This window comes from Gimesia fumaroli, from assembly GCF_007754425.1.
Lineage (GTDB): Bacteria > Planctomycetota > Planctomycetia > Planctomycetales > Planctomycetaceae > Gimesia > Gimesia fumaroli.
On record NZ_CP037452.1, the window covers coordinates 5,811,770 to 5,827,307 of the forward strand.

A 15,538-nucleotide genomic window follows, 5' to 3' on the forward strand; every position below is an offset into this window, starting at 1 on the left:
TTCTTTCTTTTTCTCTTGTCTCTTTCTTTAGGCCACGACTGCGTTCGGTAAAAAAACGTCGCAGCGAAAATCATCAAAGGTGTAGAAACGCGCTATGAAACGATACTTATTTTCAATCTTGTTTTTGCTCTGCCTGACTCCTTTCCAACTTGGCTGTGGGGGAGAGGAACCACCACCCCAGGAAGAAGAGAAGGTAGATACTGAAATTGATCCGGAACAAGAAGCCGAAGACATGAAGAATTTAGATCAGTAGCTCGTCAGAAAACCAAAATTTCTACGGCTACTCACACGTAATTGCAGGGAGTTCCAGCCGCTCGCGACAATGATCTAAAATCTCGCGGGTGGCACTCGCTCCCACTCGGCTGACGCCCAACGCTCGCACTTCCAGCAGTTTGTCGAATGTCCGCACTCCCCCCGCTGCTTTTACCTGCACTTCGGGGGGACTTTCTGCCCGCATCAGCTTCAGGTCCTCAATTGTCGCACCACCGGTGCCATAGCCCGTTGATGTTTTCACCCAGTCGACGCCCAGTTCTCCGCAGATTCGGCAGAGTTCGATTTTCTGAACCTGGTCCAAGTAACAGTTTTCAAAGATCACTTTAATTTTTGGGCCGGCCTGATGGGCGATCTTAGTAACCGCTGCGATTTCATCAGCCACGTATTTCCATTCGCCGCTTAACACACGCGAAATATTCACCACCATATCCAGCTCTTCGCAGCCATCGGCAATCGCCAGCTCTGCTTCAATTTGTTTGACATACGTCGTATGACCGCCATGCGGGAACCCGATCGTCGTGCTGGCTTTGACAGTCGACCCCTTTAGAAGTTCTGCACAGCGTTTTAGATAAAAGGGCATGATACACACACTGGCCACTTCATAGGTCAACGCCAGTTGACAACCCGCTTCCAGTTCTTCTGTGGTCAGCGTCGGCTTCAATAACGAATGATCAATCATCCCCGCGATATCGTGATACTGGAATTCCATGACTGCTATTTTCTTTCCGGAATAAAGTTCCTCAAGTAAGTGTGGCACTGTCGTAAGGCGGCGAGAGAGGATTCGGTGGAATCTTCATAGGCACGATCTTCCACTTCTACGCAGACAGGCCCCTGATAGCCGATCTCATTTAATTGAGAGAAAAAGCTGCCCCACTCCACCTGTCCCAGTCCGGGAAGTTTCGGCGTGTGATATTCCAGTGGATGCGCCAAAATTCCTACCTGATCCAGCCGATGTTGATCCACCCGCACATCCTTGGCATGCACATGAAAAATACGATCGGCAAAATCACGGATCGGCGCCAGATAATCCATGTGCATGAATACCAGGTGCGAAGGATCATAATTCAAACCGAAATAGTCACTGGGAATGTCGGCATACATCCGCTTCCAGATCGCAGGGCTGATCGCCAGATTTTTTCCGCCCGGCCATTCATCTTCTGTAAATGACATCGGGCAATTCTCAATCCCCACACGCACCTGTTGCTGTTCCGCGAACTTGATAATCTCGGGCCAGGTTTGCAGAAAGCGAGGCCAGTTCTCATCGACCGACTTCTTCCAGTCGCGGCCGATGAAGGTATTCATCCGATTGATGCCCAGCTTGTTGGCAGCCGCAATCACCTTCTGAATATGTTCTACATACTTCTGTGCTTCTTCCAAGTCGGGTGTGAGCGGATTGGGATAATATCCCAGGGCACTGATAGATATACCAAACTCATCCGCCATCTGCTGAATCGTCGTCACATCGGAGTCAGAAAAGTCTTCTGCAGAGATGTGCGTAATCCCGGCATAGCGGCGGGCATCTTTTCCCTGAGGCCAGCACATGACTTCCACGCAGTCATAACCAATTTCTGCAGCCGCCTGAAAAACCTGCCGTAGATCGTAATCAGGTAAAATCGCCGTCACAAACCCCAGTTGCATCGCATCGTTCTCCGTTACTGAATCAGCCAAAGCGGTTCTTATGCAGACCATCCATCTCACGTCGCATGATAATCGAGACGCGGGAATAGATCTACTTTAGCGAAGCACATCATCGGGAAACAGCAAGAATGCCATCAGAAACGGCAGGAGGAGAAGTGAAACCGTGTCGGCGTGACTACCAGATTTCTTTCAAATCGAACTCATAAGCCTTCACGCGGCGGCCTGGCTCAAACTCTTCGGGAGATTCCGCCAGTACCCGTACCCAGACCTGATGCCCTTCATAGGTTCCTTCAATGGAAACATGTGGGCCCAGTTGGTCATCAAAATCGACGGGCAATGCCTGCCAGTGCATCGCCTGGATTTCTCCGAAAATTTGTCCTACTTTGAGGATATTGAAACAGAACTTGGAAGGTGCCAGAACCCCGTCCCATTCGCCGCCGACAATCTCAGTATTGGAAGCAAACAGAGTCACTTCCCATTCGTTGCGACTGTCATTAAAAAAGAAATGGCATCCAATAGGCGAAAGAACATCGACATCATACATGAGGGATGCAACTTGATTTGCCATCGAATTGAGCCATGAGGGAGGCGCAGGCATCGGGAATATACAATCTACTTAACTGGCCACACTATTTTGGTTTGACGTCGAATATACGCAAGTAAAACAAATTTCTTTTACAGTCAGATGAACCATCGAGGCGGGTTGGCTGTCTCAATCTGTTTTACAATTTAATGAAGTTATCATAAAAGGTGGGCTGCCTTGACTGGGGTTGCAAAACAGCAATCCTGTGGATGTACTGAGGAGGATACGACTTGCTTAAGGTGTACTCTCTCCCACTGCATCATCCGATTCCTTTTTTAATGTCGCAAAAGAAATGCCAAATTCGTTTATAGGACTGGATTAACGAATCAAAGAGAAAGAATTCGGTAAAAAGAACTGAAATGCGACTTTCACAGCGACCTATTTCCCTGTCTGCTGAAAAATTCTTTTAGCACGATAGGTAGTGTCCAGAATAAATCGGGGAACTGTAAAGAAAGTAAAACACCTTTGATAAAGAATTTGATCAAAGGTGTTTACATTTTGCATCCTGAAAGGGAATGGGAATTTCGATTTGTTGTTTAGCTTGATAACAAACCGTTAATCATCATGATCGCAGCTGGACCAACCAGCACGACAAAAATCCCGGGAAAGATAAACAGTACGAGTGGAAAGATCATTTTCACTGCTGTCATCGCTGCCTGCTCTTCTGCCATCTGGCTCCGTTTGACACGCATACTGTCAGACTGCACTCGCAGCGCCTGCGCAATGGAAGAACCAAACTTATCCGCCTGAATCAGAATCGCAGCCAGAGCCCGCATATCGTCGACACCACTCCGGATTCCCAGGTCATGCAGTACTTCACGCCGCGGTCGCCCCATCTGTAACTGCAGATTACACAAGGCAAATTCACTACACACATCAGGCGATGTTTCTTCGAGTTCTTCGGAAACACGACGCATTGCCGCATCAAGTCCCAGCCCTGCTTCCACACAAACCACTAATAAGTCCAATGCATCCGGCAACGAAAGAAAGATCCGTTCGATACGTCCTTTGCACAACAGAGCCAAAACTATGGAAGGCAGATAAAAACCGATTCCACCGGCGATAATCATAGATGTCCAGCCGTTCTGTGTCAGACCGTATTTATAAAATCCGATACCTGATCCCAGGACAACCCCCAGAATACCGATGGCAACTTTTAACGAAAGGAAGATGGAGGGCGCATTTTCTCCATTGTACCCGGCGTTGGCTAATTTGACTTTCAACTGGTTTTCTTCCAGTTCAGATTTTGGCGCCAATGCCTTGGAGAGCGTCGGTGCCGCCTTCTCCAGAAGTGTGCTGGCACTGGCCGCTTCCTCAGGATTATTTCGCAAATGGGGATTGCGAAGCTCATCCAACCGCGCTGTTGCCCGCGATTGATCAGAACTGAGCTTGCTGATCAAAGCAATCACCCCCACGATCACCATCCCAAAGATAGCCCACGGTAATAATTGAACAAAATCCATGATTCACTCTCCCACATGCAGCCAGTCAAAGCGGCCATAAAACTTTCAAATACGAATACGTTATCAAGTGCTTGAAATGGTCTGAGACTCAAATTTTGATATTGATAATTTTCTTGATCCACAGGGCACCGAGAACCTGCAGCACGATCCCGCCGGCAATCATTTTTCGCCCCAGTTCATCCGTAAACAGCAACATCACGTAATCCGGGTTCAGATAATAGACAGCAAAAAACAGCGCAATCGGTAAAGCCATCAACACGACGCCACTGATACGGCCTTCCCCCGTCAAAGCCTGAACCTGCCCCATAATTTTGAATCGCTGACGGATAATGTGACCAATTTTGTCCAGGATTTCGGCAAGGTCCCCCCCTGCCTGTCTCTGAATGACCACCGCCGTCACGAAAAACTTCAAGTCCAGGTTCGGCATTCGTTTCAGCATGCTCTTTAGTGCTTCATCAATCGGCACACCCAGATTCTGTTCTTCATACGCCAGTGCGAATTCCGTGGAAATCGGCGCTGGCATTTCCTGCACCACAACACTTAAGCCCGACGCCAGACTGTGCCCGGAACGCAAAGCACGCCCCACCAGTTCCAATGCATCCGGAAGTTGCAGTGCAAATTTCTTGAACCGTCGATTCCGGCAAAACAGCAACCACATAAACGGCAGTGATCCTGTAGCTAAAGCAGCCACCGGGCAGAAAGGCACTGGCGCATTCGTAAACCACGCCAGCGCAAAACCTGCCGCAGCAGAGACACCGGACATTAATAAAAACGTATCTGCTTTAAACGGCGCCTCGGCCTGTTCCAGCAGCAGCTTGAGATTTCCAAACTTCTCAAAAAAGTGTGCCACCTGATCCGAAAGGCTATTCAAGCCTCCCTTGACAAATTCCTCTTTCAAGAGCGATGCCGATTCTTCGTCCGCCTTCTTTTTCCCCGTAATCACCGCAAGGCGATCTTCGGCTTTACTGGAAGAAAAGTCTCTGAAGACGAATATGATGCCGCCGACAAGCGCCATCATACCGAAAAATGCAGCGATTGAGATGATGAGTGTTTGATCCATCTCTAATTACCTTTATCGTTTAAAAATCAATTGCTTTTGATTCATTGGTTTTAATTCAACAGTGTTTCTTAGCCCTGCAAGACCCGATTTGCAAACAGGTTTGAGGGTAGTCGAACGCCCGATGCTTCCAGACGATCCATAAACGCAGGACGCACACCGGTCGCTTCAAAGTGACCGTAGGCCCTGCCGTCGGCATCAATTCCATCTTGTACAAACAGAAAAATATCCTGCATGATCACGGTATCCTGTTCCATATTCAGCACCTCTGTGATATGCGTCACTTTACGAGGCCCCCCCTGTAAGCGGTTTACCTGAATAATCAAATCCACGGCAGAAGCGAACTGATGCCGCAACGCTTTCAGAGGCAATTCCACCCCGCCCATGGTGATCATCGTTTCCAGACGGGAAACGGCGTCGCGCGGTGAGTTGGCGTGAATCGTCGTCAACGAACCTTCGTGACCTGTATTCATCGCCTGTAACATGTCTAAAGACTCGCCACCACGACATTCCCCGATGATGATCCGGTCAGGCCGCATACGCAACGCGTTCTTCACCAGGTCGGTGGCGTTAATCGCTCCTCGCCCTTCAATATTCGGCGGTCGCGTTTCCAGTCGCAGTACGTGTTCCTGCTGCAGCTGCAATTCCGCTGCATCTTCAATTGTGATCACACGATGATCGGTTTGAATGAAGCCGGAAAGTGTATTCAACAGTGTTGTTTTACCAGAACCGGTACCGCCACTGATAATGGTATTGATGCGTGCCTTGATTGAACCTTCGAGCAACATGGCAATTTCCGGTGTAAATGCACCAAACCGCAACAGGTCTTCCAGCCCCAGTGGATTCGAACCGAATTTACGAATCGTAAGCGATGGCCCGTCCAGAGCCAGTGGCGGAATGACCGCGTTCAAACGTGAACCATCGGGCAAGCGTGCGTCGACCAGCGGAGACGTTTCATCGACACGACGCCCTACTTTGGACACAATCCGGTCCAGAATCTGCAACAAATGCTGATTGTCTCGAAACATCACAGGCGAACGTTCAATCCGCCCGTTCTTTTCAACAAATACATGCTTGGGGCCGTTGATCATGATATCAGCGATATCCTGATCTTTAAGCAACAGCTCTAACGGCCCGAAGCCGAATGTTTCATCCAGAATTTCCTCGATCAATCGTTCCCGTTCCGAACGGTTCAGCAGAGGATTTTCCGTATCACATAAATGCTCAATCACCAGACGGATTTCACGCCGCAGTGAATCACCTTCCAAATCACCCACCCTGGACAAATCCAGTTTTTCAACCAGCTTGCCATGAATGAGTCGCTTCAGGTCATCAAATGCCATATTGGGATCAGGATTGGAAAGGCCAGGGCCAGCCATGTGCTCATAACTCCTTTAACTTGTTGTACGATTTTGAAAACCTGTCGTGACCGTCTTCAATTCACTCCAGACGCGTCGCTTCTCTTCCAGAAAATTCAAACCAGGTTTTTTCACTATAAATCTAGTTCACAAATCAGTTGCAAGTCGCCTGAAGAGTAAAAATGATGCAAAAAAACAGCATCAGGAAACCAGCGAAACCTCCACCATCGCGCCGATCACGACGACTCTGAGGATCATAACCAATCTAGGGAACTCAATGATTGAACCTGTCACCATCCCAGACATGTTCTGGAATGAGAAAACCAGGCGTTTCTTAACACAGTACAGTGGATTTTGACTTAGCAGAGAGTGGAAAATCGGTCTTACCTCACCTGAAGCATGCATCCTCTGAAAGTTCGCAGCAGAGGCACCAGACCAAACAACCGTTACAAGCCTGAAAAGTCAGAACATTGCCGAAATTATCAATTATTGTCCCTACTTATTGTGAAGCCGAAAATCTTAAGAACCTGATCCCCCGCATCAGTCAGGTTCTTGTGGGTTCTGACATCACAGCTGAAATTATCGTGGTCGATGACAACAGCCCCGACGATACTATTGCCGTCTGCCAGACATTGTCGGAATCATTTCCAATTCACTTAATCACCCGCAAACAGGAACGGGGGCTCTCTACTGCCGTCATCGCCGGCATGGACTCGGCAGCGGGTGAATTTCTGCTGGTCATGGATGCCGACCTGTCGCATCCCCCGGAAACCATTCCCGATCTCTATGCTGCTTTAAAAAATCAAGGTGCCGATTTTGTCATTGGCAGTCGCTATATCAACGGTGGTTCGACTGAAGAAAAATGGGGCTGGTTTCGAAAACTGAACTCCCGCATCGCCACCTGGCTGGCACGTCCTTTCACAAACGTCAAAGACCCGATGGCTGGATTCTTTGGAATCTCGCGTCACCATTTTTTGAAAGTACGCGAGATCCTCAATCCGGTGGGATATAAAATCGGCCTGGAATTATTAGTGAAGTGTCGCTGTCGTCGTGTTGTGGAAGTTCCCATTCATTTTGCCGACCGTACACTGGGAACCAGCAAACTTTCGTTCAAAGAGCAACTGAGTTATCTGAGACACCTCAAGCGTTTGGCAGAATTTAAATATAGAAACTATGCATACTTCGTTCAATTCGCCATCATCGGTCTCTCAGGCGTTTTCATCAATTTAGCATCACTTTCGGTACTGTTACACTGGCTGATCAGGCCAGTCGCCATCGGAGTTGCCATCTGGATTTCCATGAGCACGAATTTCCTGCTCAATCGAAACATCACGTTTTCTTACGCAAAACACTCGCCAATTTTGAAGCAATACCTTCAGTACTGCGGCAGTTGTCTAACTGGTGCTTTCTTCAATGGGCTGACCGCAGAGACACTCTGCCGTACGTTCGATTATTTTGATCAACGAACGCTCCTCGCCGCATTCATCGGCATTCTGACAGGCATGGCCTTCAACTTTATTCTCTGCCGCTATTTTGTTTTCGCAAAACAAAAACCAGTCAGCGATGAAGTGTGATGCACTTGAATTCTCAGTGAAATTCGAATGAAGTTCCGAGCCGAAAAAAAATCGCCTCTGGACTTCTAATTGAGAGTATCACTAAAATAGGCCTGCTACGCATCGCAAGCGGATTCAAGTTTGCTTCTGTTTGTGAGCAACTGTTTCTCTTAATTTACTCCCAATCTATAAAATACAGGATCCCCTCATGACAATTGCCGAATCAATTCTGCCCGAATTTGAAATCGAAATGGCAGGCACCCGCAAAGTGCTCGAACGCATTCCCGATGACAAACTGGACTGGAAGGCTCACTCCAAATCGAACACCATCGGCTGGGTTGCGAAACACCTGACAGAAATTGCAAGTTGGACTGCGAGCATTCTTGCTCACGATTCGTTTGACATTAATCCAAAAGACTGTGAGGCATATAAGCCACCGCAATTGAATACCACGCAGGAGATTCTTGACCAGTTCGATAAGTATGTGGAGGAATCCAAACAGTTGATTCAACAAACGCCCGATGAGGAATTTGGAAAACCCTGGTCACTTCTCAATGCCGGAGAACCGTTATTTACGATGCCCAAACTGGCAGTGATTCGTACCTGGGTGCTCAACCATACAATCCACCACCGCGCATATCTTTGCAGTTATTTGCGTCTCAACGACATCCCCGTACCCGGATTGTACGGCCCTTCGGGTGATGAACAACAGGAATTGTGAAAGGCAAGCGGGACTATAAATTGCCCGGCTGATCGCCCTGTTGTGGTGGCTGGCGTTTTTGCTGCTGGGCCACTTTTCTCTGAAACTGCTCAAACGAATGAGTCAACGAATCGAGCAGGCGGGGAATATTGGGTGCCGCCATGTGCACACGTGCGGATACACAGGAGCGTGGAAAAAACGTCGTGATGAAATCAAAGGAAAATTCGGTCGCTGAATGCCCGATCCGAACGGCATTCGCATAATCTCCACTCAACATTTCATCAGGCAGTTTCAATTCATCATACAATTCTTCTGCAGAAGGCGGTTTCTGTCCCGCTTCAACAGGTTTATTGACTGTTGCCGGATTCGATTGTTGTTCCTCGCCCGATTCTGGCGTCATCGTTTCACCAACAGCCCCCATGCCACTCGCCGAAGCGCCGGAAACCGCATCAGAAACGGGCGGCGTTGGCTCTTTGGAAGCCGGCGTTTCCATCCCGGGCCCGACATTGATCGAATCAGCAGAACTGGTTACCTGCGGAGGCAGCGGCGTGGGAATCGTGGGCGTTCCAAAGCGTTTTTCATAATTATTCAAATTGTCTCTCAATGCACGAATCATCTGGGGCACTACGCCGAGCGGCAGAACCACACGTGCAACAACCTGCTGGGGAGTCGAAATTCGTAGCAGGAAATCGAGAATAAACTCGTGTCCGCCCTGCAACACGACGGCCCCGGTACTGAAGACACCGCGCGAAACGCCTTCCGGCACGCGCGCACTGACTTGAGAGTGTCTGATTTCCTGTGTATGTCGCTCCTGATTGTTTTCATCGGAACTGCCATCGTTATTCTCTGCTGGTGTCAAATCGTCGCTCATGTTGGCTGTTTCATTTCTTTCAGAATTCTCAGGTCACTTCATATTCACAGTCGGTTCGACCGCGATTTACATCATCATTTATTATGTACTTCTTCGAGACTCTACGTAAACTTCTGCCAAGGATCCTTGCCAGGACCCGCGTTTATTTCGATTGAAGTATCCGCAATTCTTTGGGAAGCGGGAAACGAACCGACTCTTTACGAACCACCGCGTTCTCCACTTCAGCCTGATACTGATCTTGCAGATATTGAATCATTTCATCCACGACCACTTCCGGAGCACTCGCACCGGCTGTAATCAACACTGTCTCACAGCCATCAAGCCATTCCGGCAACAGCTCATGCACACCATCAACCAGATAGGAGGGCTTATTAGCCGACTTACCAATCTCCATCAACCGCTTACTGTTGGAACTGTTCTGACTGCCGAGTACCAGCACCAGATCGGCCTGTACCACGAGCTCGGAAACTGCGGCCTGCCGATTCGTCGTTGCATAACAGATATCTTCTTTGGGAGGGCTTTCAATCTGAGGATATTTCGCCTTAAGACTTTGAATCACCTGCCCTGCTTCATCCACACTCAATGTCGTTTGCGTCAGATAGGCCAGCTTTGCCTCTTGCGGAAACTCCAGAGCAGCGACTTCTTCGGGAGTCTCAATCAATGTGATACTTTCCGGGGCTTCCCCCATCGTGCCAATCACTTCATCGTGCCCTTCATGACCGATCAAAATGATATTGTATCCTGCCTCTGCATATTTGATCGCTTCGGTATGCACTTTGGTTACCAGTGGGCAAGTGGCATCGATCGTGCGAATGTTTCGTTCGCGGGCCTGTTGACGAATCTGCGGAGAAACACCATGCGCACTGAAGACCAGAATCGAATTTTCCGGAACTTCGCTCACCGCATCAACAAACGTGACTCCCATCTCAGTAAAACGATTGACCACATATTTGTTATGCACAATTTCGTGATAAACATAAATGGAACTGCCAAAAATTTGAATGACTTCTTCCAGACACTCAATCGCCATATTCACACCCGCACAAAAACCGCGGGGATTTGCCAGAATTACTTTCATTAGATTTTTTCCAGTTCAACAGAAACAAAATCCTCTGTTCCTGCCGTGGGGATACATCAGGAGAACCTGATATTTCAAGATATCGAATCAAAGGCACACAACCACCTGCGCGCAAACTGCCACAAGCGCTGCCTCAGAAAGTATTCTATGCCGAATACGGAACGAAACCAAATCCGGAAAGTTCAATTTTCCGACTTTCCGACAAGGAACGGCACGATTTCGAGACTTTTATCGAAATTCCCAGCGATTTCCACAGATTGAGAGGATCAGGTCTGCCCTGCCGAAACGTGAGACACCATAGCCCGACAGTGTAAGTTTCTCTGTGATGGACTATTCGACTGTCACACTCTTCGCCAGATTGCGAGGACGATCCACGTTACACCCCCGTTGAACGGCGATGTGATACGACAGTAACTGCAACGGAATCGCCGTCACCAGAGGCTGTAGAAAATCATCCACATCAGGAACGTAGATCACATCGTCGGCGATGTCCGCAATTTTTTTGTCCCCTTCACAGGCAATCGCGATCACCGGTCCTTTGCGTGCTTTGACCTCTTCCAGGTTACTCATCACTTTGGGATAGATCTGGCCACGAGGAACCACAAATACGCTCGGCGTCTCTTCATCCACCAGTGCAATCGGCCCATGTTTCATCTCGGCCGCCGGATATCCTTCCGCATGAATATAGCTGATCTCTTTCAGCTTCAACGCACCTTCCAGAGCGGCGGGGAAATTATACAGCCGTCCCAGATAGAGGAAGTTATTGAAATTGCAATACTTCATCGCAATATCTTTGACCAGCTCATTACACTCGAGACACTTGCGGATCTGGTCCGGAATCTTATGCAGCGAATCGATAATCCGCCGCCCTGCCGGATAAGACAGATGTCGCATCCGTCCCAGAAACAGTGCCAGTTGAATCAACACCATCACCTGGGATGTGAATGCTTTCGTTGAAGCCACTCCCACTTCGGGTCCGGCGTGCAGATAGATACCGCCATCCGCTTCACGGGCAATGGTGGAACCGACTACATTACAAATCGCCAGCGTGGGATGCCCTTTGCGTTTGCACTCCCGCATCGCAGCCAATGTATCTGCTGTCTCACCACTCTGGGTGATCGCGAAAATCATTGTACTGTTGGAAATCGGCGGATTTCGATAACGCAGTTCGCTGGCATACTCCACTTCCGTGGGAATCCGCGCGAATTCTTCCAACAGATATTCACCCACCAGCCCCGAATGCCAACTGGTACCGCAGGCCGTTAAAACGACACGGTCAATTTTTCGTAGCTGCTGAGCAGTCAGATTCAATCCGCCAAATTTCGCCGTCGCTTCATCTTCGTCAATTCGGCCCCGCATTGCATTTTCCAGCGTCTGGGGCTGCTCGAAGATTTCTTTCAGCATGTAATGTTCGTAATCCCCCAGATCAGAATCGACGCTGACCTGATCCAGTGTTTGAATCGAAAGCTTCTGTTGACCTTCATCCCGATGAAAGATTTCGACTTCATCTCGCGTGAGAACCGCCAGTTCATGATCAGACAGATAAATCACTTCATCCGTATATCCCGCCAGCGGAGTGGCATCACTGGCGATAAAATATTCGTCTTTACCGACACCAATCACCAGGGGACTTCCCAGACGGGCCGCAATCATCACATCGGGCAGATCCTGAAACAGAATCACCAGCCCGTAAGTCCCTTTTAATTTGGTCAGTGTATTCTCGACTGCTTTCAAATACGTAGGGAGTTCACCCGGCTCGGACCCCAGCTTGATCTGCTCTTCCAGATGATGCGATAACAGATGGGCCACGGTTTCGGTGTCCGTCGTTGTACGAAAGACATAACCCAGCCCCTGTAGTTGTGCACGAAGTGAGCTGTAATTTTCAATCACTCCGTTGTGTACCAGCACCACATCACCATTACCGCCGACATGGGGGTGGGAGTTTTGATCGTTGGTTTCCCCATGAGTCGCCCACCGCGTATGCCCGATCCCCAGGGTTCCCTCAGCAGGATTCGCCTTGTATTGTGCGGCCATCTCAGCGACACGGCCTTTTTTCTTACGAATGTGTATCGACGATCCATCATGAATGGCAACCCCGGCACTGTCGTAACCACGGTATTCCAGTTTCTGCAGACCTTTGATCAACAACGGCCCGGCTTCACGATGTCCGATATATCCGACAATTCCACACATATTTTCGCGCTCCGTCGCTGAATGAGGGAAGTAATTTTGCTTGTATTTTGCAGTCAAATCCCCAAAGGAAATTGGGACGCCCTTCATCCTTGAAGTTAAGGCAGACAAAGAAATCGCAGAGGGGAATAGGGGTGGGCTCAAATCGAACGCCAATCAGTGCTCACAGGCCCGGAACCATACCACAAGTAGGAAAAATGAGTCAACCACTCTTAACGATAATTCATGTGAACACTGTGCTAATAACGGCACTACTCAAAAAGACGTAAGTCAATCTATTTACTTAACTTACTAACCTAAGATATTAACGTTGGTTTCGCAAATTCACGTCCGAGAGACTTCCGGAGAACGTCAGAATCGAATCCGTTCTGCCGCGAGACGTGCCACGGCGTACGCACACGCAGATTCAGAAATCGCCCCATCAAAGATTTCTGCGACATTTGTGACCGAAATCTGGCTCAATTTCGAGTGCGCCTGTACCACTTTCTTTGCCAGAAAAACGGCACTTCCACTGATTAAAACCGCCGTCGGCGGCGCGGCCATTCGTTCCAGAACCTGATCGATGGCCTCTGAAATCTGTGTCTGCTGCTGATTCGCCAGGAACTCAGCAATGGTTACCGCCTCCTCTTCCGTTATTTCCGTTGTATCACAACAGACAGAGCGGGCGATTCGGTCATAGGCATCTTCCCGCAGCGCAGGCTTCCCATTGGCGGTATCTACATCTTCCGGGTTCTCTTCCAGCGATTCCAGCATCAGATAGAGGTCCAACGAGGTCCCAAAACATTCTGCCGCCAATGGACACTCTTGCCCGCGCAGTGGAACCCTCTGTGCGATCATTGCCAGTGGAGTCCTCCGTCCCCCCGTATAAACCAGTTCGCCTGAGAGCAACCGTTCAACGTCGGTCAGCCCATCCGGCACAGGAAATCCATTTTCCAGTGGAATAATATCCGTGGTCGTCGAACCGATGTCGATCAGAATCCCGTTCTCATCCGGAATCATCCGCCCCAGCCAGGTCGCCAGTGCATGCCAGTTCGCAGCCGCAACCAGTAAGGGAAATTCGCGAGCAAGATCGGTCGTCAAGAATTCGGCCCCGGTCTGCCAGACAACAACAGGTGCCGGAACCACTGCCCGTTGCACGGCCACCAGAATCTGTTCCACCCCAGCCGCCTTGGTTGAAAAACAGTCTGCCAGCTCCCCCGTCATCGTCACCGCCACCAGATCAGGGCTCTGATACACAGACAACAACTCCTGGACTGCCTGCAGTAACAGTTCCGGTGTCTTCCAGAGTTCAAATGAAACCGCGTTCGCACGCCCATCACAGTCCGCCGACTTGAGATTTGCACCGCCAATATCCAGACCAATCACATACATGGTTAATGTTTCTTTTCTTTCAGACTTCGCGATTGGTTCAAGAACACACTGCCATCCGGCAGAAACTGAATATCACGTTCCAACTCCCACTTCAGTGAGGGAAAACCGGCGTTTCCGTGGACGATCCGCTCCGCCAGATTATCCAGAGTCAATTGACGATAGCCCACATAGCTGGTCGTCAGTCGCGGGTTGATCTCCACAATCAACGGCTTCTTTGGATCAGCGTCAGGTAACAGAATATCAAAGCCCACATATCCCACAAGTCCCGGCAGCTGTTCGCAGACGCGAGAAATCAGTTTGTGAATCGAATCGACAACATCAGGCTCCAGCTTTACTGGAATCGCGCCTCCCTGGTATGCAAAGTTCGGCTCCCAGTTGATCCGCTGTTCGCCAGGTGGAAAAATCTCTCTCCGCGCTATATCTGCCAGAACCACCGTAGAAAACGATCTGCCGGCAAGAAACGGCTGCATGATATAGTCAGAACGCTGTTCTCCAAAGGCAGGGCGTCTCTTCAACCAGTCCTCAGCTTTCGTCAGAAACTCCAAACCCTGCCCGCCTGCGCCAAATCGATGTTTGATCAGACAGGGAAAAGCAGCTTCAGACGCGGTCAGTTCGTCCTGCATCAACACCGTCGGAATTGTGGGCAGCTCCCGTTCACTCAGAAACTCAAATAGTCTCCACTTGTCGGCGGTCAACTGAATCGCATCTAAATCCGGCCCCACAACGCGTGCATCTGACTGCAACGCCCGCTCGGTTCGTGAGACTAGCAATGAATCAAATTCCGGCGCAATCACCCAGACCACATCCGCATTCTGACAGGCACGGTCAAAGTCTGCCTGTTCTTGCTCCGGCTTTGTGACGCGAACAATCTGTAAACGCTGTGAATGTTCTGCCTGCTGAAAGACATCACTCACTAATGGCAGAGACTCCTGCACACACACCGTCACAGTACAGTCTGGAATCGCCAGTAGATCGGTCACGACGGCGTCCAGCATTGCAGTCCCTTCGGTTAACAGGGACGCATCCTCCTGAGAGAGATCACAGGCTCCGCTACAGAGATATTCCGATACAAATACGTTCAATATCGTTCCTTATTCATCGCATTTTCAGAACCATATTCCGCTCTGGAGTCGCAATGACGGGTATTATATTCGGCATGATCATCGCCCCCCTGACAATGATTTCAGACAACTCAGTCTAGAGACTCCCCTGCGGTTTGTTAATTGATACAACACCACAACTCGCTGAATTCGGCACGTTTTCTGTATAGAGCCTGTTTAAACAAAACAGTAGCGATTATTACAGAGATTCAGGCCCTGTAATTGATCGATTTTGATCGTTTGTGAAACAACGACAAACCTATAAAAACACGCGCATTGAATTCAGGCTACCGCTCTTACTAT

14 protein-coding genes are annotated in these 15,538 nt (G+C 49.3%); 3 read left to right on the forward strand and 11 right to left on the reverse strand.

Annotated features, from left to right (window positions below; translation table 11 throughout):
- Window positions 1–94: 94 nt before the first annotated feature.
- Window positions 95–253 carry a hypothetical protein gene (locus tag Enr17x_RS29730; RefSeq protein WP_198000733.1) on the forward strand — a complete coding sequence of 53 codons (159 nt, stop codon included), beginning with the start codon at window positions 95–97 and terminating at the stop codon, window positions 251–253.
- 27 nt (window positions 254–280) lie between these two features.
- Here Enr17x_RS29730 and deoC read toward each other — a convergent pair whose 3' ends face one another.
- From deoC to Enr17x_RS22035, 6 genes are all read right to left on the reverse strand, one after another.
- Entirely contained in the window at window positions 281–982 is a 702-nt protein-coding gene (deoC, locus tag Enr17x_RS22010) for a deoxyribose-phosphate aldolase (protein ID WP_145311848.1), read from the reverse strand.
- 5 nt (window positions 983–987) lie between these two features.
- The gene (locus Enr17x_RS22015) at window positions 988–1,911 is read right to left on the reverse strand and encodes a sugar phosphate isomerase/epimerase family protein (protein WP_145314098.1); all 924 of its coding nucleotides are present in this window, start codon (window positions 1,909–1,911) and stop codon (window positions 988–990) included.
- A 175-nt stretch (window positions 1,912–2,086) separates the two neighbouring features.
- Window positions 2,087–2,479 carry a hypothetical protein gene (locus Enr17x_RS22020; RefSeq protein WP_145311849.1) on the reverse strand — a complete coding sequence of 131 codons (393 nt, stop codon included), beginning with the start codon at window positions 2,477–2,479 and terminating at the stop codon, window positions 2,087–2,089.
- Window positions 2,480–3,030: 551 nt separating this feature from the next.
- The gene (locus tag Enr17x_RS22025; RefSeq protein WP_145311850.1) at window positions 3,031–3,957 is read right to left on the reverse strand and encodes a type II secretion system F family protein; all 927 of its coding nucleotides are present in this window, start codon (window positions 3,955–3,957) and stop codon (window positions 3,031–3,033) included.
- An 88-nt stretch (window positions 3,958–4,045) separates the two neighbouring features.
- The gene (locus tag Enr17x_RS22030) at window positions 4,046–5,017 is read right to left on the reverse strand and encodes a type II secretion system F family protein (RefSeq protein ID WP_145311851.1); all 972 of its coding nucleotides are present in this window, start codon (window positions 5,015–5,017) and stop codon (window positions 4,046–4,048) included.
- A gap of 68 nt (window positions 5,018–5,085) precedes the next feature.
- Window positions 5,086–6,393, reverse strand: coding sequence for a CpaF family protein (locus tag Enr17x_RS22035; protein WP_145311852.1), 1,308 nt, complete (start codon window positions 6,391–6,393; stop codon window positions 5,086–5,088).
- 449 nt (window positions 6,394–6,842) lie between these two features.
- Here Enr17x_RS22035 and Enr17x_RS22040 point away from each other — a divergent pair, with 449 nt between their 5' ends.
- Entirely contained in the window at window positions 6,843–7,946 is a 1,104-nt protein-coding gene (locus Enr17x_RS22040) for a glycosyltransferase (protein ID WP_145311853.1), read from the forward strand.
- Window positions 7,947–8,133: 187 nt separating this feature from the next.
- The gene (locus Enr17x_RS22045; protein ID WP_145311854.1) at window positions 8,134–8,646 is read left to right on the forward strand and encodes a DinB family protein; all 513 of its coding nucleotides are present in this window, start codon (window positions 8,134–8,136) and stop codon (window positions 8,644–8,646) included.
- A gap of 13 nt (window positions 8,647–8,659) precedes the next feature.
- On the opposite strand, the gene Enr17x_RS22050 is transcribed toward Enr17x_RS22045, so the two are convergent.
- The 5 genes from Enr17x_RS22050 to Enr17x_RS22070 form a co-directional block, all read right to left on the reverse strand.
- On the reverse strand, window positions 8,660–9,496 hold the full coding sequence (locus Enr17x_RS22050) for a DUF3467 domain-containing protein (protein ID WP_198000734.1): 837 nt from the start codon (window positions 9,494–9,496) through the stop codon (window positions 8,660–8,662).
- Between the two features lie 142 nt (window positions 9,497–9,638).
- Entirely contained in the window at window positions 9,639–10,574 is a 936-nt protein-coding gene (gene ispH / locus Enr17x_RS22055) for a 4-hydroxy-3-methylbut-2-enyl diphosphate reductase (protein WP_145311855.1), read from the reverse strand.
- 330 nt (window positions 10,575–10,904) lie between these two features.
- Entirely contained in the window at window positions 10,905–12,767 is a 1,863-nt protein-coding gene (gene glmS / locus Enr17x_RS22060; RefSeq protein ID WP_145311856.1) for a glutamine--fructose-6-phosphate transaminase (isomerizing), read from the reverse strand.
- A gap of 348 nt (window positions 12,768–13,115) precedes the next feature.
- A complete protein-coding gene (locus Enr17x_RS22065) occupies window positions 13,116–14,135 on the reverse strand; it encodes a hydantoinase/oxoprolinase family protein (protein WP_145311857.1) in 1,020 nt (339 codons plus the stop codon).
- Window positions 14,136–14,137: 2 nt separating this feature from the next.
- Window positions 14,138–15,217 (reverse strand): ATP-grasp domain-containing protein, encoded by a 1,080-nt coding sequence (locus Enr17x_RS22070; RefSeq protein ID WP_145311858.1) that lies wholly within the window; start codon window positions 15,215–15,217, stop codon window positions 14,138–14,140.
- Window positions 15,218–15,538 lie beyond the last annotated feature (321 nt).

Bases quoted from the DNA above. Each gene is read 5' to 3' on its own strand.
- Enr17x_RS22015 (WP_145314098.1), bottom strand. From the start codon at position 1,911: ATGCAACTGGGGTTTGTGACGGCGATTTTACCTGATTACGATCTACGG.
- Enr17x_RS29730 (WP_198000733.1), top strand. From the start codon at position 95: ATGAAACGATACTTATTTTCAATCTTGTTTTTGCTCTGCCTGACTCCT.
- Enr17x_RS22020 (WP_145311849.1), bottom strand. From the start codon at position 2,479: ATGGCAAATCAAGTTGCATCCCTCATGTATGATGTCGATGTTCTTTCG.
- Enr17x_RS22035 (WP_145311852.1), bottom strand. From the start codon at position 6,393: ATGGCTGGCCCTGGCCTTTCCAATCCTGATCCCAATATGGCATTTGAT.
- Enr17x_RS22030 (WP_145311851.1), bottom strand. From the start codon at position 5,017: ATGGATCAAACACTCATCATCTCAATCGCTGCATTTTTCGGTATGATG.
- ispH (WP_145311855.1), bottom strand. From the start codon at position 10,574: ATGAAAGTAATTCTGGCAAATCCCCGCGGTTTTTGTGCGGGTGTGAAT.
- Enr17x_RS22045 (WP_145311854.1), top strand. From the start codon at position 8,134: ATGACAATTGCCGAATCAATTCTGCCCGAATTTGAAATCGAAATGGCA.
- glmS (WP_145311856.1), bottom strand. From the start codon at position 12,767: ATGTGTGGAATTGTCGGATATATCGGACATCGTGAAGCCGGGCCGTTG.
- deoC (WP_145311848.1), bottom strand. From the start codon at position 982: ATGGAATTCCAGTATCACGATATCGCGGGGATGATTGATCATTCGTTA.
- Enr17x_RS22025 (WP_145311850.1), bottom strand. From the start codon at position 3,957: ATGGATTTTGTTCAATTATTACCGTGGGCTATCTTTGGGATGGTGATC.
- Enr17x_RS22065 (WP_145311857.1), bottom strand. From the start codon at position 14,135: ATGTATGTGATTGGTCTGGATATTGGCGGTGCAAATCTCAAGTCGGCG.
- Enr17x_RS22050 (WP_198000734.1), bottom strand. From the start codon at position 9,496: ATGAGCGACGATTTGACACCAGCAGAGAATAACGATGGCAGTTCCGAT.